Below are 18,888 nucleotides of genomic sequence, written 5' to 3' on the forward strand. Positions count from 1 at the left end.
TATGGCTAAGAAAAGTATGATTAATCGCGAGTTGAAACGCGAACAAACTGTTGCTAAATACGCTGCAAAACGCGCTGAATTAAAAGCGATTATTGCAAACGTAAATGCAAGCGATGAAGAGCGTTTCCAAGCGACATTAAAGTTACAGGCATTGCCACGTAACGCATCTCCAGTACGTCTTCGTAACCGTTGTGGTTTAACAGGTCGTCCTCATGGTTACTTCCGTAAGTTCGGTTTAAGCCGTAACAAATTACGTGACACAGTAATGCAGGGTGATGTGCCTGGCGTTGTTAAGGCAAGCTGGTAAGGAGCAACTAAATGAGTATGCAAGATACCGTTGCCGACATGCTAACACGTGTTCGTAACGCACAAATGGCAAAGAAACAATCTGTTTCTATGCCGTCTTCTAAGTTGAAAGTTGCGATTGCCAACGTTCTTCAACAAGAAGGTTATATTTCAAACGTAGAAGTCGCTCAAGAAGAAGCAAAAGCTACTTTGACGATTACGTTAAAATATTTTGAAGGCAAACCAGTTATTGAAACTGTGAAACGTGTAAGCCGTCCAGGCCTGCGCCAATATCGCGGTAAAGATAAACTTCCGAGCGTTAAGCAAGGTTTAGGTATTGCAATTGTTTCTACAAGCAAAGGCATCATGACTGATCGCGCTGCACGTGCTGCGGGCGTTGGTGGTGAAGTTATTGCTTTTGTTTCTTAATAGGTGATTCCTCATGTCTCGTGTGGCTAAAGCCCCAGTAACTGTCCCTAACGGTGTAACAGTTACTCAGAACGGCCGGCAGGTCGAAGTGAAAGGCACTAAAGGTACATTGTCTTTCAACCTGCATGCGCTGGTCGAGCTAAAACAGGAAGAAGGTAAACTTCAACTAGCTCCAACTAAAGAGTCGAAAGACGCTTGGATGCAAGCTGGTACTGCTCGCGCTGTGCTTAACAACCTTGTAAAAGGTGTAAGCGAAGGCTTCGAACGTAAGTTGCAACTTATTGGTGTTGGTTATAAAGCTGCGGTTAAAGGTACAATTGTGAACCTTAACCTTGGTTTTTCTCACCCAATCGATTACAACCTTCCTGAAGGCGTAACTGCTGAAACTCCAACTGCGACTGAAATTATTTTGAAGTCAGCAGACAAGCAGTTACTTGGTCAAGTTGCTTCTGAAATCCGTGGTTATCGTCCACCAGAGCCTTATAAAGGTAAAGGTGTTCGTTATTCGGACGAAGTTGTTCTTCGTAAAGAAGCTAAGAAGAAATAAGGCGCGAGATTCTTATGAACGAAAAGAAACAATCCCGTTTGCGTCGTGCGAAAAGCACACGCTTGCACATTCGTGCATTGGGTGCGACTCGCTTGTGTGTAAACCGCACTCCGCGTCACATCTATGCTCAAGTAATTTCCGCAGATGGTGGCAAAGTATTAGCGCAAGCTTCTACTTTGGATGCATCTTTACGTAGCGGTACAACTGGTAACGTAGACGCAGCTACTAAAGTAGGTGCTTTAATCGCAGAACGTGCAAAAGCTGCTGGTGTAACTAAAGTTGCATTTGACCGTTCTGGTTTTAAATATCATGGTCGTATCAAAGCCTTGGCTGATGCTGCTCGTGAAAACGGCTTGGAGTTCTAATCATGGCTAAAGTTGAACAAAACGAAGGTCTTGTTGAAAAGCTGGTTGCCGTTGACCGTGTAGCCAAAGTTGTTAAGGGTGGTCGTATCTTCTCTTTCACAGCATTGACTGTTGTGGGTGATGGTAATGGTCGTGTGGGTTTTGGTCGTGGTAAAGCACGTGAAGTTCCAGCTGCTATTTCTAAAGCACTTGAGGCTGCGCGTCGCAACATGATTACTGTAGACCTTGCTGGTACTACTTTACAACATCCTGTGAATGCTCGTCATGGTGCAAGTCGTGTATACATGCAACCTGCTTCTGAAGGTACTGGCGTAATTGCTGGTGGTGCTATGCGTGCCGTTTTAGAAGCTGCTGGTGTACATAACGTACTTGCTAAATGTTATGGTTCTACGAATGCGGCGAACGTTGTAAACGCAACTTTTAAAGGTTTGCGTGATATGACTTCTCCTGAGAAAGTTGCTGCAAAACGTGGTCTTTCAGTAGAACAAATTCAAGGGTAATCAATCATGAAAACGATTAAAGTTACCCAGACTAAATCTGCTTCGCATCGTTTGAAAAATCACAAACTTTGCCTTCAAGGTTTAGGTCTGCGTCGTATCGGTCATACTGTAGAAGTGCAAGATACGCCTTCTAACCGTGGTATGATCAACAAAGTCTACTATATGGTTACTGTAGAGGAATAAGCCATGACTCTGCGTTTAAATGAACTTTCACCTGCTGAAGGTGCAAAGCGTGAACATCGTCGCTTGGGTCGTGGTATCGGTTCTGGTGTCGGTAAAACTGGTGGCCGTGGTGTTAAAGGTCAAAAATCACGTAAAAGTGGTGGCGTTCGCCCAGGCTTTGAAGGTGGTCAAACAGCAATTTATCGTCGTTTGCCTAAATTCGGTTTCACTAGCCAAATCGCATTGAAAACTGCGGAAGTACGCTTGTCTGAACTTGCTAAAGTTGAAGGTGATATTGTTTCACTAGAAACTTTGAAAGCTGCGAACGTTGTTCGTCGTGATCAGGTTCGTGCACGTGTTGTTCTTTCTGGTGAAGTAACTCGCGCGTTTACAGTGCAAGGTGTTGCTTTGACTAAAGGCGCTAAAGCTGCGATTGAAGCAGCTGGCGGTAAAGTCGAGGAGTAATACCGAGTGGCTATGTCTCCTAGTTCTTCAGGTCATGTGAACATGATGAAAGGACAACCATTTCATGTGAAATATCGTGAAATTATTCGCCGATTAATGTTCTTGGTTGGTGCATTGTTGGTCTTTCGACTAGGAGCGCATATTCCGTTGCCGGGTATTGATAATGTAGCGCTAGCCCGTTTTTTTAAAGCCAATGAAGGAACCTTCTTGGGTTTATTTAATATGTTCTCTGGCGGTGCATTAGAACGTATGTCAATTCTGGCTTTGGGTATTATGCCGTACATTTCTGCATCGATTATCGTGCAGTTGATGTCAACGGTTGTTCCTTCGCTAGAAGCTTTGAAGAAAGAAGGCGAGCAGGGCAAACGTAAAATCAATCAATATACACGTTATGGCACCTTGTTCCTTGCTTTAGTGCAGGGTGTAGGGATGTGTGCAGGCTTGATTAGTCAGGGTATTACTTTGACTTCAGGCTTGGCATTTTATGTTCCAGCGGTGGCTTCATTGGTCGCTGGGACTATGTTTTTGATGTGGCTGGGAGAACAAATTACTGAACGTGGTATCGGTAATGGAATCTCTATGATTATTTTTGCAGGAATTGTCGCTGGATTGCCAAATCAGGTTATTCAGGGGTTTACTTCTGTACAAAATGGTCAGGGCAGCTTAATTGGAATGGCTGTATTCGCTTTATTATCACTTGCGGTACTTGCTGCGATTGTTTTTATTGAGAAAGCACAGCGTCGAATTCCAGTTAACTATGCACAAAAACAACAAGGCCGTCGTGTATTTACTGCACAGCAAACACATTTGCCATTAAAAATTAATATGGCAGGTGTAATTCCAGCAATTTTTGCTAGCTCACTGTTATTATTTCCAGCGAGTTTAGGCCAATGGCTGGGAAGCGCTGATCCAAATGCAGGAATTGTAAAACGTGCACTGCAAGATTTGGCACTCGTGCTATCGCCTGGACAGCCGTTGTATCTCATGCTTTTTGGTACGTTAATTATCTTTTTCTGTTATTTCTATACGGCACTGGTGTTTAGCCCAAAAGAAGTATCAGAGAACTTAAAACGTAGCGGTGCATATGTACCTGGTATACGCCCAGGTGAGCAAACGGCTCGTTATTTGGATCATATTCTTAATCGTTTGACTTTTATCGGCGCGATTTATATTACTGTTGTGTGTTTAATGCCAATGATTCTGCAAAGTTCATTTGGAATTCCATTTCACCTCGGTGGTACATCGTTGTTAATTGTTGTCGTTGTTGTGATGGACTTTATGGCGCAGCTTCAAGCTCACCTAACTTCACATCAATATGACAATCAAACGTTAATGAGAAAAACGACTGCTCATCCTAAGGGATAAGCGCACTTAGAGGTTTCATCATGAAAGTACAAGCTTCTGTAAAGAAAATTTGTGGTAGCTGTAAAGTTATCCGTCGTAATGGGGTTATTCGCGTGATTTGCAGCGCAGAACCTCGTCATAAGCAGCGTCAAGGTTAATCTGATCAAGACCTGTTGATTTCAGTAGGCGAATTAGGTTAATATCCGCCCCTCAAAGTTTTTTTGTGGGGCGGTTGATTTATCTACTGCCTTTTTGGAGAAAAGTGAATGGCTCGTATTGCCGGTGTAAACATTCCGGATAACAAGCATGCTGTTATCTCTCTCACTTATATTTTTGGTATTGGTCGCCACACATCTAAGAATATCTTAGCTGCTGTAGGTATTGCACCGACAACAAAAATCCGTGAGTTGGATGATGCTCAGCTTGATGCGATTCGTGCAGAAATTGCCAAGGTTCCGACCGAAGGTGATTTACGTCGCGAAATTTCCATGAACATTAAACGTTTAATGGATTTAGGCTGCTACCGCGGTCTTCGTCATCGTCGCAGCTTGCCTGTCCGTGGACAACGCACCAAAACTAACGCACGTACCCGTAAAGGTCCGCGCAAACCGATTAAAAAGTAAGATTTCTGGAAGCTAAAAGATGGCTAAAGATACTCGCACACGCAAGAAGGTCACCCGTACCGTCTCTGAAGGTGTTGCACACATTCACGCGTCTTTTAATAACACCATTGTTACGATTACCGATCGTCAAGGTAATGCATTGGCTTGGGCCACCTCAGGTGGACAAGGCTTCCGTGGTTCACGTAAATCAACTCCGTTTGCTGCTCAGGTAGCTGCTGAAGTTGCTGGTAAAGCAGCTTTGGATTACGGTTTGAAAAATCTGGACGTCCTTGTAAAAGGTCCTGGTCCTGGTCGTGAGTCTGCGGTTCGTGCATTAGGCGCAGTGGGTTATAAGATCAACAGCATTACCGATGTGACTCCAATCCCTCACAACGGTTGCCGTCCACCTAAAAAACGTCGCGTGTAAGGAGAAACATTCATGGCTCGTTATATTGGTCCAAAATGCAAACTCTCTCGCCGCGAAGGGACAGACCTGCAACTTAAATCTGGCGTTAAACCGTTTGACGTCAAAACTAAAAAACATGCTAAAGCGCCTGGTCAACATGGCCAAGCTCGTGGAAAGCAATCTGAGTATTCACTACAATTACGTGAAAAACAAAAAGTACGTCGTATGTACGGTGTGTTAGAGCGTCAATTTAGTAATTACTATAAAGAAGCTGCTCGTGTAAAGGGTGCAACAGGTGAGAACTTGTTGAAATTGCTTGAAAGCCGCCTTGATAACGTAGTTTATCGCATGGGTTTTGGTTCTACACGTGCAGAAGCTCGTCAGCTTGTATCTCACCGTTCTATTACTTTAAATGGCCGTCGTGTTAATATTGCGTCTATTCAAGTAAAAGCTGGTGATGTGATTGCAGTGCATGAAGGTGCTAAACAACAATTACGTATCAAAAACGCAATTGAATTAGCTTCTCAACGTGGTATTCCTGCTTGGATGGAAGTTGACCATTCTAAGTTTGAAGGTACGTTCAAAGCTGCACCAGATCGTTCTGATCTACCTGCTGAAATCAACGAAAGCTTGATTGTAGAATTGTATTCTAAATAATCCTTGAGGTAGCAATAAATGACGCGTACTGCAAACGAGTTTCTAACTCCGCAAGCGATCAAGGTCGAAGCGGTGAGCGGGACCTCGGCAAAAGTGATTCTGGAACCTTTAGAGCGTGGTTTTGGCCATACTCTAGGTAATGCTTTACGTCGCATTCTATTGTCTTCTTTGCCTGGCGCTGCTGTGGTTGAAGTGGAAATAGAAGGCGTCGAGCACGAGTACAGTACTTTAGAAGGCTTGCAGCAGGACATCGTCGAGCTCTTGCTGAACCTAAAAGGATTGTCTATTAAGCTGTTCGATCAAAATGAAGCATATTTGACATTGGAAAAACAGGGTCCTGGCGATATTACTGCTGCGGATCTTCGTTTACCTCATAATGTTGAAGTGGTCAACCCAGAGCATTTGATCGGCACATTGAGTGCTTCAGGTTCAATTAAAATGCGCCTGAAAGTTTCTCAAGGTCGTGGTTATGAAACATCTGACTCACGTTTCCCGGAAGGTGAAACGCGTCCTGTAGGTCGTCTACAGTTGGATGCATCTTATAGCCCGATTAAACGTGTTTCTTACACCGTTGAAAATGCGCGTGTAGAACAACGTACTGACCTTGATAAACTGGTCATTGATCTTGAAACCAACGGTACTGTCGACCCTGAAGAAGCGATTCGCAAAGCGGCAACAATCTTGCAACAACAAATTGCAATTTTTGTTGATCTTCAGAAAGATCAAGCACCTGTGGCTCAGGAACCTCGTGAAGAAGTTGACCCAATCTTGCTTCGTCCAGTAGATGATCTTGAGCTTACTGTTCGTTCTGCTAACTGTTTGAAAGCAGAAAATATTTACTACATTGGTGATCTTGTTCAACGTACTGAAGTTGAGTTGTTAAAAACTCCTAACTTGGGTAAAAAATCGTTGACTGAGATTAAAGATGTTTTAGCTTCGAAAGGCTTGCAACTCGGCATGCGTTTAGAAAACTGGCCACCTGCTAGTTTACGCATGGACGATCGTTTCGCCTATCGTAGCCGTTAATTAAGTAGGACTATCACCATGCGTCATCGTAATAGTGGTGTGAAATTAGGCCGTACAAGCAGCCATCGTAAAGCGATGTTTCAAAACTTGGCGAATTCTTTGTTTGAACATGAGTTGATCAAAACAACTGTGCCTAAAGCAAAAGAATTACGTCGTGTTGCTGAGCCTTTAATCACTCTAGCAAAAAACGATACAGTAGCAAACCGTCGTTTGGCGTTTGCTCGTACTCGTTCAGCTGCAACTGTAGGTAAATTATTTACCGTACTTGGCCCTCGTTACAAAGAACGTAACGGCGGTTATCTACGTGTTCTTAAAGCGGGCTTCCGTGCTGGTGATGCAGCGCCAATGGCTTACGTTGAACTCGTAGACCGCGAAGTAAATACTTCAGCAGAATAATATATTTATTCAAAAAAAGATCGGTTTTATACCGATCTTTTTTTATGCTTTTTTAAAAGTTGTCCCCAAGTGATAAAAAAAAGCGACAAATGACGTAAACTTGACATTGCACATTGTCAAATTTGTGCTTTAATAAAATGGAATTCTTCGCAAGGTTATAAAAAAAACATGGAAAAGCTAGTTGATGTATTGATTGTAGGTGCAGGTATTTCTGGTATTGGAATTGCAGCGCATCTTTCAAAAAACTCTCCGCAACGTCAATTTGAAATCATTGAACGTCGTGAAAGTATTGGTGGAACTTGGGATTTATTTCGTTATCCTGGTATTCGTTCTGATTCGGATATGTCGACTTTTGGTTTTAACTTTAAACCGTGGCGTAGTGCGAATGTTCTTGCTGCTGGCCCAGCAATTAAAGGGTATTTAAATGAAGTTGTTGACGAGTTTGGACTAAAAAAGAAAATTCATTTTAAGCATCGTGTGCTTGCTGCAAACTATGATACTGCCCAGAAAAAATGGGTGGTAGAAATTGAAGATGCTAACCAGAAAAAGCAGACTTGGATTGCAAACTTTGTGGTTGGATGCACGGGTTATTATAATTATGATCAGGGCTTTGAACCAGAATTTCCAAATAGAGACGCTTTTAAAGGCCAATTTATTCATCCGCAACACTGGCCTGAAAATCTAGATTATACAGGTAAGAAAGTGGTGATTATTGGTAGTGGTGCGACAGCTATTACTCTTGTTCCTGCAATGGCGAAAGGTGGGGCAGGTCATGTCACGATGCTGCAACGATCACCAACTTATATCGCTTCTATCCCTTCAATCGATTTTGTATATGACAAAATGCGTAAGCTCTTGCCAGAAGATGTGGCCTATAAGCTGACACGTGCGCGTAATATTGGTGTGCAACGTGGTATTTATGCGTTATCTCAGAAGCAACCTCAGTTAGTACGCAAGCTACTTTTAAAATCTATTGAAATGCAGCTTAAGGGTAAAGTTGATATGAAACACTTTACACCAAGCTATAACCCTTGGGATCAACGTTTATGCGTAGTACCTGATGGCGATTTATTTAAAATTTTACGATCTGGCAAAGCCAGCGTAGAAACGGATCAGATTGAGAAATTCACTGAAACAGGTATCCAGCTGAAATCAGGTAAACACCTTGAAGCAGATATTATTGTGTCTGCAACAGGTTTGGAAATACAAATTCTCGGTGGTATTAAAGGCACAATCGATGGTCAGCCTTTAGATACTTCAAAGTCAATGCTTTATCAGGGGGTAATGGTCAGTGATGTGCCCAATATGGCGATGATTATTGGTTATATTAATGCATCATGGACGCTCAAAGTTGATGTAGCAGCAGATTATATTTGTCGTTTACTAAATTATATGGATAAAAATGGCTATGATGAAGTGATTCCAGAAGGGGATCAAACTGAATTAATGGATGATACTGTGATGGGAAGTCTGACATCTGGCTATATCGCCCGTGCAGCAAATGTGATGCCAAAACAGGGTAAACACGCACCATGGAAAGTAACCAATAACTATCTGGCAGATCGAAAGGCACTCAAAAATGCGCGGTTTGATGATGGTGTTTTAAAGTTTCATAAGGTTGATACCAGTGCTGCGCCTAAATCCAAGCCAAAATTGGTTTCCTAATCCATAGCGTATGAATAGCAAAAGGAGCTTTATTTAAAGCTCCTTTTTGTTTAGTTAAGAATGAGTAATTTAGAGAGTACGAGAAATTAACTCTTTCATGATTTCATTAGTGCCTGCATAAATGCGGTTAGCTCGATTATCAATATAAGCACGAGCGATTGGGTATTCCAGCATATAGCCATAACCGCCATGAAGTTGTAAACAGTCATCGACTACTTTGGAAAACATATCTGAAATTTTATATTTCGCCGCTGCGGCTGCATCTATCCCTAAACGTTCTTCCAATTGTAATTGCATGCAACGGTCTAAGTAAGTTCTACAAAAGTCAATTTCTGTACGTAGTTCAGCCAGTTTAAAACGTGTATTCTGAAATGTTCCTATTGGCTTGCCAAAAGCCTTGCGGTCTTTGGTGTATTGAACAGTATGTGCAAACGCTGCTTCCGCCCCAGCTTGACAGATGATTGCGACTAACATACGTTCCCATGCCAATTCTTTCATTAGCATCATAAAGCCCATGCCTTCCATACCAAGTAGGTTTTCTTTTGGAACACGGACATTGTCAAAAAATAATTCGCAGGTATCCTGACCTTTCATGCCGATTTTATTGAGAGGCTTGCCTTTACTAAAGCCTGCACGATCGGCTTCAACAATAATTAAAGATAAATTGGCTGATCCCTTTTCATTATTGCCTGTTTTACATACGACAATCGCCATATCGCATAAATAGCCATTGGTGATAAAAATTTTTGAGCCATTGATGACATACTCATCCCCCTCTAAAACAGCAGAAGTACGCACCCCTTGTAAATCTGAACCAGTTCCAGGTTCCGTCATGGCAATGGCAGTAACTGTCTCACCTGTCGCCATTTTTGGTAGCCACGTCTGTTTTTGTTCTTCATTGCCAAAATTATTAATGTAATTAGCAACGATATCAGAATGCAATGAAAATCCCGTACTAGAATCCATAGCATAAGCTTGTTCTTCAATTAAAATCATGCTGTATAAGCGATCTACTCCAGAACCTCCGTATTGTTCAGGCATCGTGGTACATAACAATCCCAAATCACCTGCCTTGTTCCATAAATCACGGTCAACATGTTGTTGTTTTTCATATTTTTCGATGTTTGGAACAACTTCCTTTTCATAAAATTTACGCACAGTTTCACGAAAGGCGTTATGCTCCTCATTAAAAAGATTGCGCTCAAGCATATTGGGAATTGGACGAATCGCACCTGATTGCATTGTTGTTGTATCCTTGCAGTTTGTTTTACCAACAGAAAGTAAAAATCATATAGCTAAGGCAAACAATGGGATGAATGCTCAAAAGTTATATTGTGATGATGGATTTAGTCATTCGGGCAAATCAATTGACCACAAATCAGTGCTGATCGGTTAAACTAGCGAAGTTTTTTATCGACTTGGGGAATCTAATGTCTGAAGAACTCACCCTCGAAGAGCGTAAAGTGATTTATCGTGCGCGACGCGGGCTTAAAGAAATTGATGTTTATTTTGATCCTTATGTCCGAAATCATTATCTGACAGCGGAAGCAGCAGAAAAAGCACTTTTTGCTGAATTAGTTGATCAGGAAGATCCAGATTTACTGGATTGGTTTATGGAAGTATCTGAACCACCGAAGCCAGAGCTCAAAACTTTTATTTTGAAGCTTAAGCATTACGTGCATGGTTAATCATCAATTTCAACTGAAACGCAGCTTGCTTGCCCTGTTGTTTCAGTTGGGAATGTTGTTACTGATCGGAATCATCTGGTTCCATCTTTTTCCTTTTTATATTTTTTTGATTGGAACTTTTTTGGCAATTATTGCCTATACAATGTATTTGAAGCGTCCAAAAATGTGGGCTTTGGCTTATCTGGATCAACATCTTTGGTCAATTCAATGGTCAAATCAAGAGCAGATTGAACAATCACAGCTTTACAAAGTGGTAGATCACCATATTTATATCGTTCTGCATTTTTATCAAAATAACAATTCATACATAATTTGGCGTGATCAAGTTAGCTTAAATGAATGGAAACAGCTTAAAGTTATGGCAAAGTTGTTCTAATTGTTAAACAATTTTAAAACCTGTATTAAATTTAAAATTATTTAAAAACATATAGTTATTGTAAAAAATCTAAGAAATTAATCATATTGTCTGATCAAATTATTGAAAAAATCTTAAATCAAATGATTGTCTGACAATTTTATCGTTATGTATAAATTACATCGGTTAAAGTACAAACACCAACGTAAAGTGTGAAGGAGGTCAGAAATGATCGATATTCCAACGTGGTTGTTTCCAGTCATTGCTTTTGTTTTGGCAGTGGTTATAGGACGAGCAGGAACTTTACTCAGGGATTATATTGAACACCATCAATAAATAAGAGTACAACCCATTCTCCAGTTAATAAGTAGCATGTGCTGAACCGTCGCAATGCTACTTTTTTTTGCCTAAAATTTATGTAAAAACTATAAAAGTGCCAATTTTTCCATCATTTATTTATGTCATATTACGGGATTAATATTAGAGTAATTGCTCTTTTATTCGGATTGTGCATCTGATAAGGTACAACCCAAAGGAAAAATAAAATGATTTCGAGGGATAGGAAATGCCAAAAATATTCAAAATAGGTCAGGGTTTGGCCGTTGCGGTTCTTGCCTCATCTGTATTATCTGGATGTTCTTATGTGGTCAAATCAGGTGCCAATGTTGCCTTGAATTTTAGTGAAAATCATATCGTTCCACCTATTTTGGCAATGGGTGATGTGGATATGATTTGTAATTCTGGAAATGCTTTAACACCTGCCATTATGGCCACCAAAGATATGGGAGCTGACCCAACTAATATGGCAGTTTTGCTGTATGCAGGTGCGGGTATGTGTGCAGAAAATCAGGCACTTGAAGCTGAATTACATTATTTAAGAGCTTCAAAAGCTGGACAAGTTACAGAAGCGCAAGATGCTCGTATAGAACAAAAACGCTGGGCAGCCGTTGCAGCGCAACGTCAGTATAATGGCTATCAACTATTTGCTGAACGTTGGGAGAAAAAATACAAGTATCATTTGGGCGAATCTTGTCCGAAGATGCGTAGTGACAAGGATCAATTGACTTATCTGCTTGGGTTATTAAGTGGTTTACAGGCAGTGACCAATGACATCAATTCTGGTGGGGATGTCAATGTTCCAAAAGATATTGCAGGGATCGTTGAACGTAGTATGGCATGTTTGGATAATACCAAATATTGGGGTGTGCCGAATGCAACTCGTGCTGTTATCTGGACTTTGTTACCAGGGGCTGATGAAGGCAAGCCTGATCCATATGTAACACTTAAGCAGTCTATGCAGATTGGAGAGCAAAAGGGAGTACGTTTATCGCATGCTTTATATGCGGTGGCGGCTCAGGCGAGTGGAGATGACAATAAAATTCGCGATGCGCTTAGATCGTATGCCGAATCCCGTGGTGATGATAAACCTGTAAATCCAAATTTTAGATTATTGGATGCTATGGGCGGTGTGATGGTACGTGGTATTTCTGATCGTTACTGGACTGAAAATACGGGCGTGCGTACAGGTGATGGTGGTATGTCCACATTCTGGGATGAAAGTGGCAAAACTTCTTCAGAATTGGAAGATTTATTTAACGATAGTGGTACAGATACCAGCAGTACAGATACACCACCAAGCACAACTGAGGAAAAGCCAGCTGAATAAACTCGGCAGACAAAAAGTGTAAATCGTAGAACTGGATATTTTGATTTATAGTGGAGGGGATAAGGCTGTTTAATAACGCTTTGTCCCTTTTGTGCATGTGAATGGAGGCGGATCATGAAAGATGAGGATCTCATTAAAAAAGTGATTTTTGTCGCTGTATGTATTTCCATTTCGGCATGTTTGCAGGTGTTTTCAGATGTCTTTATTTATTGGCGCCCTGCGCTATTAACAGAGTTTTGGCGATTATGGACAGCGCATTGGGTGCATGTCGGCTGGATACATTTTCTGCTCAATATGTTGGCATTTGGCTGTTTGCCTTTTATTTTTCCGCATGCCCGAACACGACATATGATGTTGTTACTACTCGTTTTATCGCCTTTTATTAGTCTGATTTTTTATTTCTTTATGCCACATATCGAGGCTTATGCCGGGCTTTCAGGGGTATTACATGGTATGTATGTTGCTGTTGCTATCGTATATTTGAAATATCCCAAAGAACGTAATTTCGCTATGTTAGTGATTGCTTTAATTGTCATTAAAATCATTTGGGAAAATACATGGGGCAATAGCCGTACAGCACAATTGATCGGTAGCCCAATATTAGTTGAAGCACATTGGTTAGGGGCCTTAGGGGGATTATTATCAGGAATGGCCTATTTATTCAAACAAAAGTTAAAATGCGAAAAAGTTGACAAAATAAACCGCTAAAAATTGTGATCAAGCCATTCTTTAATGGAAAGGTATGTTGCAAATTTAAACAATGGAAAAGGACTGCAATGGGGGATGGAATAACCTATTGCCAAGGAGAGATTACTTAAAACTATCGCTGGTTTTGGGTAATGCTGCAAAAGAACTGGAAAAGACATGCAAGAAAATCAAGAAAATAGATCTGGCCTGGGGTTTCTGGGTTATATCTGGAACGAATGGATTTCAACATACGTCATCCTCATTATGTTATTACTGACCCTGATTATTGGAACAGGTGAAATGATCCATGGTCAGATGTTACGGATGGGAGAGCGTTTATATGGTGATCCCGCAGTCGGGATGCAATATTCCTTTTTACGTGCTGAACCACAAAAACCAGAGTGTGAACGCCATCCAAATATAGATGCGCAGGTTCAGCAACAGATGCAGGCCAATAAACACGATGAGTTTGCTGACTTTTTTGGTGCAGCATCTGAGTCTGATGTTCGTGCTTCATTGTTAGCAGCACAACAACTTTGTGAAGAAAAACATCAGTTTTACGATAAGGCAATGAAGCATATTGAATCGCATCCATCGCTTCGTGCTTATCGAACTATGGAAACCACTTTCTTTGGTATCTTTAAATTTGGTACAGAGAATCGTACGATTTTCCTGCTGGTTATGGTGTTCTTTGCAGCCATTACCGCTAGCTTGAAAATTCACCATATTGGCTTGCGTAGTCCAAAAACCCGAATTGATTTCCGTGTCTATTCTGTAGCAATGGTTTTGGGTAATGCTTTATTAACTGCTTCTACAATTAGCCAATATCGTTCCCTGATCAATTCTGGTGTTGCATTGACTACAGAAACACTGGTCATTGCATGGTTGTGGATGGGACTATTTGGTATTTTGACCTTAATTAGTCTTTATCAGTTGTTCAGGATTCCGAAAACAGCTCAACCTGGTGGGAATTTTGGTTTAGCATTACTCAGTGTGCCCTTATATGCTTTTATGTCAATTTTGACAGGCATAGCATTTACCTTCTTTATGGATTATCCAATGGGGCAAGGGATTTATTTGAGTATTCTGGTCGAATTCTCAGGGATCTTCTTGAATTTGGCGTTATTTATCTGGGCGGGTATGTTATTGACTCAGACTCGTGTGATGGACCTGTTCCTGAACATTCTGCGTCCTTGGAACCTTGCACCTGAAACATTGACTTGGTTAATTCTTTTAGCAGCAGCTATTCCTACCGCTTACACAGGCGCATCGGGTATTTTCGTTATTGCAGCTGGTGCGATTATTTATAAAGAAGTCTGGAATTCGGGAGCACGTCGTCAGTATGCATTGGCTGTTTCTGCAATGTCAGGCTCGTTGGGTGTGGTGATTCGTCCATGTCTATTGGTTGTTTTGATCGCAATGCTAGATAGTCGTCATGTGACTTCGGATGAATTATTTGATCATGGTTTTTATGTTTTCTGGCTGACGGCATTTATTTTCCTAGGTGTATCGTTGCTGTTAGCTGAAACTAAATTCCGCGTGAATTCACCTAAAGTGGCTGTGCCAGGTATGCTACGTGCGTTGATACCTGTTATTCCTTATATTGTTATTACTGTTGTGGTGTTAGCGTTTTATAAGTATGGTTTAGATACAAGTATGAACGAATTCACCGCACCTGTAATTTTACCTCTGGTGCTAATCGCGATTATTTTGTTTGATAAGTTGCGTAAAGAACCTGAACATTTACCTCAAGTGCAAGCGCATGAGTCTTTGATTAAGCAACATGAACAGGATTCGCCATACTTGCGTGAGCATGGTGCACAAAGTACTCAGTACCGTCGTGGTTTTTTTGGTTCAATGCACTTTGCCACTGCAGAAACAGTAGGACATATCGGTGCGTTAATTATTCTAATGGCACTTTCTGCAAGTGTTGGTGGACTAATCGAACGTACCGAGATTGTGGAATATTTGCCGACACATTTGGGCAGTATTTATATTTCATTGTTCTTTATTGCGATGTTGCTAGCATTAATTGGTATGTGTACCGATCCATTTGGTGCAGTGATTTTAGTGGCTGCGACTATTGCACCTGTGGCTTATGAAAATGGCATTCATCCTATTCATTTCTGGATGATTGTATTGGTTGCATTTGAATTGGGTTATGTTACTCCACCAGTGGCGCTCAATCATCTATTGACGAGGTTGTCAGTAGGAGACGAAGAAGTCGCGGCGGCAGATCGCGAAGCCAAAGAAAAATATACCAGTTTCTATTATCGTTATGAACGCTGGTTATTACCGATCATGGTGTTATTCCCAGCTTTAATGATTGTGACCTTTGCGCCTTATATCTTTAAGATGTTTGGTTGGTATCATTAATTAGAATATCCATCTTATTTAAACATTAAAGCACCTTCGGGTGCTTTATTTATTGGAGGCTAGTAATCATGAGAATAATTAAATCATTATGCATAGATCAATTCATCATTAAAACTTCAGTTATCAGCCAATCACTTGCCTTATACCATCGAATATTTGATTAATATAAAAAAGGAGTTTAGTGACTTTTTAGGTCTTTATACAATTGGCTTACTATGTACCAAGAAAAACGATAAAAGAGTGATTGTGTCTCTAGACTTTAAAGATAGAAGCGTAAGTGTTTTATCTAGGACATCACGTGAACGAGAAATAGCGGATAAAGATAATCGGGCAAGTGAGTGACCCGCCCAATTCTGAAATCTAAAGAAATTATTTTTGCTCGGCGAGTTGAGCTTCAAGTAACTTCACTTGTTCCTGTTTTAGCTTAATCAACGTATCGGCATCCTGATGTTGAGCTTTTAACGTTGATTGCTGTTCTTTAAGCTGAGCTTGAATATCATCAAGTTTAGCGACTTCCTCTTTTGCAAGAGAGGCTTGATCAGGAACGGGTGTTTTTAGAATTGATTCATCAATTAAAGCATGAGGCGCGGGCTCACTTTCCGCAGATGAATCGGCAGGAAAAGCGGGTTTTGTTTCTGGTTTGGATACAGGAGTCTGTGCTTCAACTGCCTGTGTGGTGGTTTGCACGGACTTAGTCTGACTTTCAGCAAAAAACCATTGTGCAGCAAAAAATAGCAACACAAGAATGCTGATTCCCCCAATAATGATCCATAACAAACGAGAGTTATGGCGTTGTTCTAACGTCATTGCTTAAGCCTTTTATTTTGAACGACGTGGTTTGAATTGTATCACTCCGACTTCATCAGCGACCGCTGGTACATCAGGCTCTTCAACATGAGTAGGGCGATTTTCACTATAGTCACATTCGATACATTCAATCCATTCGTCGTCGTTTGTGGTTAGCATGACAATCCGATCTGCGGCACCGCATTTTGGACATTTAGCACCTGCAATAAACCGACGTTTCATTTTGTCACTTCCTAACCACTTACGAACAATTTTGACGCTTAGTTTAAGCCGTTTTATGGTCGTTCGTCCAACCCTGATGACGTAATAATGCATCAATTTTTGGTTCACGACCACGGAAGTTGACAAACGCCTCTAAAGCCGTATCTTTGCCACCCACGGCGAGGATGGCTTCACGAAACTCATGCCCCGTTTTTGTGTTAAAAATGCCTTCTGACTCAAAGCGGTCAAATGCATCACTGGCAAGGACTTCAGCCCATTTATATGAGTAATATCCTGCCGCATAACCGCCTGCAAAAATATGGCTAAAACTGTTTTGAAAACGGTTATATGAAGTGGTTGGCAATACTGAAAATTGACTGCGAATGTCATCTAAAACAGACTGGATTTGTGTGCTGTTTAATGCAGGATTTTTGGAATGAATGGTTAAATCGAACAAAGCAAATTCAATTTGTCTAAGTGTCTGCATTCCAGATTGAAAGAAACGAGCATTTAACAATGCGCTGAGTAATTCTTCAGGTAATGCTTCTTTGGTTTCAATATGTTCACTGAGTACATCCAGACTTTCTTTATCCCATGTCCAAAACTCCATAAACTGGCTTGGTAGCTCTACTGCATCCCATGCTACTCCATGTGTTCCAGCAACAGAGATATTATCTACTTCAGTCAGCATGTGGTGTAAACCATGCCCGAATTCATGAAAGAGCGTATTTACTTCATCATGAGTAAGTAGCGCAGGCTGATTACCGACAGGCGGGGTAAAGTTACATACCATATAGCAAATCGGTTTTTGTAAGCCTTGTGTGGTTTGCATACGGGAACGGAAGCCGCTCATCCATGCACCACCTCGTTTACCATTACGTGCATAGAGGTCGAAGTAGAATCCAGCGATGACTTTGCCTTGATCTTCGAGCTCATAATAATGAACATCAGGATGCCAGACGGGTGCTAGACGTTCAACAATCTGAACGCCGTACAAACGGTTAACGATCTGGAATAATCCCTGAATGATTTTAGGTGCAGGAAAATATGGTTTAAGGGTTTCTTGAGATAAATTAAACTGTTTCTGTTTAAGTTTTTCTGAATAATACCCACTATCCCAAGGCTGTAATTGCTCAATGCCATCCTGTTGAGCAATCGATTTAAGTTCCTCTATTTCCTTAAGTGCTGGGGCGCGAGCATGTTCAGCCAAATCAACCAGAAAGTCATGTACAGTTTTTACATCTGGGGCCATTTTGCTAGCGAGTGAATATTCGGCAAAATTATTAAAACCTAATAATGCTGCCATTTCTTGACGTAATTTTAGAATTTCTTCCATCACGCCAGTATTATCAAACTCTTTATGATCTGATTGATCCGACGCACGTGTCGTATAAGCTTTATATAGTTCTTCGCGTAAGCTGCGGTCATTGGCATAAGTCATAATCGCTAAATAGGCAGGCATATCTAGTGTTGCGACGGGTTGGTCGAGTTCACGCTGTTGTCCGTATTGTTTTAACAACTCAATACTGCTTTGTGGTAAGCCTTCTAATTGCTCTTGATTCAAAGGCTTAAAATAAGCTTGGGTTGCATCCAGAACATGATTGGAAAAATCAGAAGATAGTTGTGATAAGCGTGCCGAAATTTCTGCATAACGTTTTTTTGAATCCCCTTCGAGTGCAACACCTGATAATTTAAAATCGCGTAAAGCTAGACGAATAGCACTTTGTTGGGCTGCGCTTAGAGCAGAAAATTGTGGACTGTCATGGATGTGTTGATAGGTCTGATAGAGTGCCGTGTGCTGACCCAGTTGAGTATAATATTCACTCAAAGCAGGCAGTAACGACTGATAAACTTCGCGGGTTTGTACGTTATTCATCACGGCATTAAGATGAGACAAGACGCCCCATGATTCGCTCATATTATTTTCAAGTTCATCCATTTGTTCCAATACTTTCACTTGCTCGGAAAAATCAGTCGGAGCCTGTTTTAAGGCCTGTAGAAACTGTTGGCCTTGTGTAATATTTTTTTCGATGTCTTGCTTGAGTGTATCAAGCTGGATGTGATCAAAATGAGGGACGGGAAGGGTTGCTTTCTGTAATGTCATTGTCGTAGCCATAATTTTTTAAACTTATGACTAGATGTAAGGGTTTAAAGCAAGGAAATCAAGTTGAGCTCAGGATTTATTAAAATGATTTCTTTTTAAATCCTTAGTCCGTCTTATTCATTTAGATAAATTGTTATTCTGCATAAATCATGCAA

General features: G+C 41.0%; 24 protein-coding genes. 20 read left to right on the top strand and 4 right to left on the bottom strand.

What is annotated here, in order from left to right; translation table 11 throughout:
* Window position 1 precedes the first annotated feature (1 nt).
* The 15 genes from rpsN to IAE20_RS12060 all read left to right on the top strand — a co-directional run bounded on the left by rpsN (window position 2) and on the right by IAE20_RS12060 (window position 8,849).
* Window positions 2-307 (top strand): 30S ribosomal protein S14, encoded by a 306-nt coding sequence (rpsN, locus tag IAE20_RS11990; protein WP_004985353.1) that lies wholly within the window; start codon window positions 2-4, stop codon window positions 305-307.
* An 11-nt stretch (window positions 308-318) separates the two neighbouring features.
* Window positions 319-714 carry a 30S ribosomal protein S8 gene (gene rpsH / locus IAE20_RS11995; RefSeq protein WP_120370459.1) on the top strand — a complete coding sequence of 132 codons (396 nt, stop codon included), beginning with the start codon at window positions 319-321 and terminating at the stop codon, window positions 712-714.
* A gap of 13 nt (window positions 715-727) precedes the next feature.
* Window positions 728-1,261 (top strand): 50S ribosomal protein L6, encoded by a 534-nt coding sequence (gene rplF / locus IAE20_RS12000; RefSeq protein WP_200461212.1) that lies wholly within the window; start codon window positions 728-730, stop codon window positions 1,259-1,261.
* A 14-nt stretch (window positions 1,262-1,275) separates the two neighbouring features.
* Window positions 1,276-1,626: a 50S ribosomal protein L18 gene (gene rplR, locus IAE20_RS12005; RefSeq protein WP_002049741.1), complete on the top strand. Its 351-nt coding sequence runs from the start codon at window positions 1,276-1,278 to the stop codon at window positions 1,624-1,626.
* Between the two features lie 2 nt (window positions 1,627-1,628).
* Window positions 1,629-2,126 carry a 30S ribosomal protein S5 gene (gene rpsE, locus IAE20_RS12010; protein ID WP_004657688.1) on the top strand — a complete coding sequence of 166 codons (498 nt, stop codon included), beginning with the start codon at window positions 1,629-1,631 and terminating at the stop codon, window positions 2,124-2,126.
* A 6-nt stretch (window positions 2,127-2,132) separates the two neighbouring features.
* Window positions 2,133-2,309: a 50S ribosomal protein L30 gene (gene rpmD / locus IAE20_RS12015; RefSeq protein WP_200461211.1), complete on the top strand. Its 177-nt coding sequence runs from the start codon at window positions 2,133-2,135 to the stop codon at window positions 2,307-2,309.
* Window positions 2,310-2,312: 3 nt separating this feature from the next.
* Window positions 2,313-2,753, top strand: a complete 441-nt coding sequence (gene rplO, locus IAE20_RS12020; RefSeq protein WP_200461210.1) for a 50S ribosomal protein L15 — start codon at window positions 2,313-2,315, stop codon at window positions 2,751-2,753.
* 45 nt (window positions 2,754-2,798) lie between these two features.
* On the top strand, window positions 2,799-4,118 hold the full coding sequence (gene secY, locus IAE20_RS12025; protein ID WP_171406783.1) for a preprotein translocase subunit SecY: 1,320 nt from the start codon (window positions 2,799-2,801) through the stop codon (window positions 4,116-4,118).
* A gap of 20 nt (window positions 4,119-4,138) precedes the next feature.
* Window positions 4,139-4,255, top strand: a complete 117-nt coding sequence (rpmJ, locus tag IAE20_RS12030) for a 50S ribosomal protein L36 (protein ID WP_000867907.1) — start codon at window positions 4,139-4,141, stop codon at window positions 4,253-4,255.
* Between the two features lie 108 nt (window positions 4,256-4,363).
* Window positions 4,364-4,720: a 30S ribosomal protein S13 gene (rpsM, locus tag IAE20_RS12035; RefSeq protein ID WP_200461209.1), complete on the top strand. Its 357-nt coding sequence runs from the start codon at window positions 4,364-4,366 to the stop codon at window positions 4,718-4,720.
* Window positions 4,721-4,739: 19 nt separating this feature from the next.
* Complete coding sequence (gene rpsK / locus IAE20_RS12040; RefSeq protein ID WP_001040166.1) at window positions 4,740-5,126, top strand: 30S ribosomal protein S11; 387 nt, start codon at window positions 4,740-4,742, stop codon at window positions 5,124-5,126.
* 12 nt (window positions 5,127-5,138) lie between these two features.
* Complete coding sequence (rpsD, locus tag IAE20_RS12045; protein ID WP_200461208.1) at window positions 5,139-5,762, top strand: 30S ribosomal protein S4; 624 nt, start codon at window positions 5,139-5,141, stop codon at window positions 5,760-5,762.
* An 18-nt stretch (window positions 5,763-5,780) separates the two neighbouring features.
* Window positions 5,781-6,788: a DNA-directed RNA polymerase subunit alpha gene (locus tag IAE20_RS12050; protein WP_004924164.1), complete on the top strand. Its 1,008-nt coding sequence runs from the start codon at window positions 5,781-5,783 to the stop codon at window positions 6,786-6,788.
* Between the two features lie 18 nt (window positions 6,789-6,806).
* On the top strand, window positions 6,807-7,184 hold the full coding sequence (rplQ, locus tag IAE20_RS12055) for a 50S ribosomal protein L17 (RefSeq protein WP_004924167.1): 378 nt from the start codon (window positions 6,807-6,809) through the stop codon (window positions 7,182-7,184).
* A gap of 168 nt (window positions 7,185-7,352) precedes the next feature.
* A complete protein-coding gene (locus IAE20_RS12060; protein WP_200482371.1) occupies window positions 7,353-8,849 on the top strand; it encodes a flavin-containing monooxygenase in 1,497 nt (498 codons plus the stop codon).
* 69 nt (window positions 8,850-8,918) lie between these two features.
* Here IAE20_RS12060 and IAE20_RS12065 read toward each other — a convergent pair whose 3' ends face one another.
* A complete protein-coding gene (locus IAE20_RS12065) occupies window positions 8,919-10,091 on the bottom strand; it encodes an acyl-CoA dehydrogenase family protein (RefSeq protein WP_200461206.1) in 1,173 nt (390 codons plus the stop codon).
* Between the two features lie 188 nt (window positions 10,092-10,279).
* On the opposite strand from IAE20_RS12065, the gene IAE20_RS12070 reads away from it, so the two are divergent.
* From IAE20_RS12070 to IAE20_RS12090, 5 genes are all read left to right on the top strand, one after another.
* The gene (locus IAE20_RS12070) at window positions 10,280-10,537 is read left to right on the top strand and encodes a succinate dehydrogenase assembly factor 2 (protein ID WP_200461205.1); all 258 of its coding nucleotides are present in this window, start codon (window positions 10,280-10,282) and stop codon (window positions 10,535-10,537) included.
* Window positions 10,530-10,913: a hypothetical protein gene (locus IAE20_RS16790; RefSeq protein WP_227611007.1), complete on the top strand. Its 384-nt coding sequence runs from the start codon at window positions 10,530-10,532 to the stop codon at window positions 10,911-10,913. The genes IAE20_RS12070 and IAE20_RS16790 overlap by 8 nt, the downstream gene beginning before the upstream one ends.
* Before the next feature lie 544 nt (window positions 10,914-11,457).
* Complete coding sequence (locus IAE20_RS12080; RefSeq protein ID WP_200482370.1) at window positions 11,458-12,558, top strand: hypothetical protein; 1,101 nt, start codon at window positions 11,458-11,460, stop codon at window positions 12,556-12,558.
* A gap of 114 nt (window positions 12,559-12,672) precedes the next feature.
* Window positions 12,673-13,266 carry a rhombosortase gene (rrtA, locus tag IAE20_RS12085; RefSeq protein ID WP_200482369.1) on the top strand — a complete coding sequence of 198 codons (594 nt, stop codon included), beginning with the start codon at window positions 12,673-12,675 and terminating at the stop codon, window positions 13,264-13,266.
* 156 nt (window positions 13,267-13,422) lie between these two features.
* Window positions 13,423-15,621 (top strand): TRAP transporter large permease subunit, encoded by a 2,199-nt coding sequence (locus IAE20_RS12090; RefSeq protein ID WP_200482368.1) that lies wholly within the window; start codon window positions 13,423-13,425, stop codon window positions 15,619-15,621.
* A 369-nt stretch (window positions 15,622-15,990) separates the two neighbouring features.
* Here the strand turns inward: IAE20_RS12090 and IAE20_RS12095 are convergent, their stop codons facing one another.
* The 3 genes from IAE20_RS12095 to IAE20_RS12105 are packed head-to-tail and all read right to left on the bottom strand — an operon-like array spanning window position 15,991 to window position 18,733.
* Window positions 15,991-16,428 (bottom strand): hypothetical protein, encoded by a 438-nt coding sequence (locus tag IAE20_RS12095; protein ID WP_200482367.1) that lies wholly within the window; start codon window positions 16,426-16,428, stop codon window positions 15,991-15,993.
* Between the two features lie 12 nt (window positions 16,429-16,440).
* On the bottom strand, window positions 16,441-16,650 hold the full coding sequence (locus IAE20_RS12100; RefSeq protein WP_200461200.1) for a YheV family putative zinc ribbon protein: 210 nt from the start codon (window positions 16,648-16,650) through the stop codon (window positions 16,441-16,443).
* Window positions 16,651-16,693: 43 nt separating this feature from the next.
* Entirely contained in the window at window positions 16,694-18,733 is a 2,040-nt protein-coding gene (locus IAE20_RS12105) for a M3 family metallopeptidase (protein ID WP_200482366.1), read from the bottom strand.
* Window positions 18,734-18,888: the final 155 nt, after the last annotated feature.

It is taken from the genome of Acinetobacter sp. S54, assembly GCF_016624945.1.
Lineage (GTDB): Bacteria > Pseudomonadota > Gammaproteobacteria > Pseudomonadales > Moraxellaceae > Acinetobacter.

Coding starts and splice junctions, on each gene's coding strand:
- rplR (WP_002049741.1), top strand. CDS start 1,276: ATGAACGAAAAGAAACAATCCCGTTTGCGTCGTGCGAAAAGCACACGC.
- rrtA (WP_200482369.1), top strand. CDS start 12,673: ATGAAAGATGAGGATCTCATTAAAAAAGTGATTTTTGTCGCTGTATGT.
- secY (WP_171406783.1), top strand. CDS start 2,799: ATGAAAGGACAACCATTTCATGTGAAATATCGTGAAATTATTCGCCGA.
- rpsD (WP_200461208.1), top strand. CDS start 5,139: ATGGCTCGTTATATTGGTCCAAAATGCAAACTCTCTCGCCGCGAAGGG.
- IAE20_RS12080 (WP_200482370.1), top strand. CDS start 11,458: ATGCCAAAAATATTCAAAATAGGTCAGGGTTTGGCCGTTGCGGTTCTT.
- IAE20_RS12060 (WP_200482371.1), top strand. CDS start 7,353: ATGGAAAAGCTAGTTGATGTATTGATTGTAGGTGCAGGTATTTCTGGT.
- IAE20_RS12090 (WP_200482368.1), top strand. CDS start 13,423: ATGCAAGAAAATCAAGAAAATAGATCTGGCCTGGGGTTTCTGGGTTAT.
- IAE20_RS12065 (WP_200461206.1), bottom strand. CDS start 10,091: ATGCAATCAGGTGCGATTCGTCCAATTCCCAATATGCTTGAGCGCAAT.
- IAE20_RS12070 (WP_200461205.1), top strand. CDS start 10,280: ATGTCTGAAGAACTCACCCTCGAAGAGCGTAAAGTGATTTATCGTGCG.
- rpsM (WP_200461209.1), top strand. CDS start 4,364: ATGGCTCGTATTGCCGGTGTAAACATTCCGGATAACAAGCATGCTGTT.
- IAE20_RS16790 (WP_227611007.1), top strand. CDS start 10,530: ATGGTTAATCATCAATTTCAACTGAAACGCAGCTTGCTTGCCCTGTTG.
- rpsH (WP_120370459.1), top strand. CDS start 319: ATGAGTATGCAAGATACCGTTGCCGACATGCTAACACGTGTTCGTAAC.
- rplO (WP_200461210.1), top strand. CDS start 2,313: ATGACTCTGCGTTTAAATGAACTTTCACCTGCTGAAGGTGCAAAGCGT.
- rpsN (WP_004985353.1), top strand. CDS start 2: ATGGCTAAGAAAAGTATGATTAATCGCGAGTTGAAACGCGAACAAACT.
- rplF (WP_200461212.1), top strand. CDS start 728: ATGTCTCGTGTGGCTAAAGCCCCAGTAACTGTCCCTAACGGTGTAACA.
- rplQ (WP_004924167.1), top strand. CDS start 6,807: ATGCGTCATCGTAATAGTGGTGTGAAATTAGGCCGTACAAGCAGCCAT.
- rpmJ (WP_000867907.1), top strand. CDS start 4,139: ATGAAAGTACAAGCTTCTGTAAAGAAAATTTGTGGTAGCTGTAAAGTT.
- IAE20_RS12050 (WP_004924164.1), top strand. CDS start 5,781: ATGACGCGTACTGCAAACGAGTTTCTAACTCCGCAAGCGATCAAGGTC.
- rpsE (WP_004657688.1), top strand. CDS start 1,629: ATGGCTAAAGTTGAACAAAACGAAGGTCTTGTTGAAAAGCTGGTTGCC.
- rpsK (WP_001040166.1), top strand. CDS start 4,740: ATGGCTAAAGATACTCGCACACGCAAGAAGGTCACCCGTACCGTCTCT.
- IAE20_RS12095 (WP_200482367.1), bottom strand. CDS start 16,428: ATGACGTTAGAACAACGCCATAACTCTCGTTTGTTATGGATCATTATT.
- rpmD (WP_200461211.1), top strand. CDS start 2,133: ATGAAAACGATTAAAGTTACCCAGACTAAATCTGCTTCGCATCGTTTG.
- IAE20_RS12105 (WP_200482366.1), bottom strand. CDS start 18,733: ATGACATTACAGAAAGCAACCCTTCCCGTCCCTCATTTTGATCACATC.
- IAE20_RS12100 (WP_200461200.1), bottom strand. CDS start 16,650: ATGAAACGTCGGTTTATTGCAGGTGCTAAATGTCCAAAATGCGGTGCC.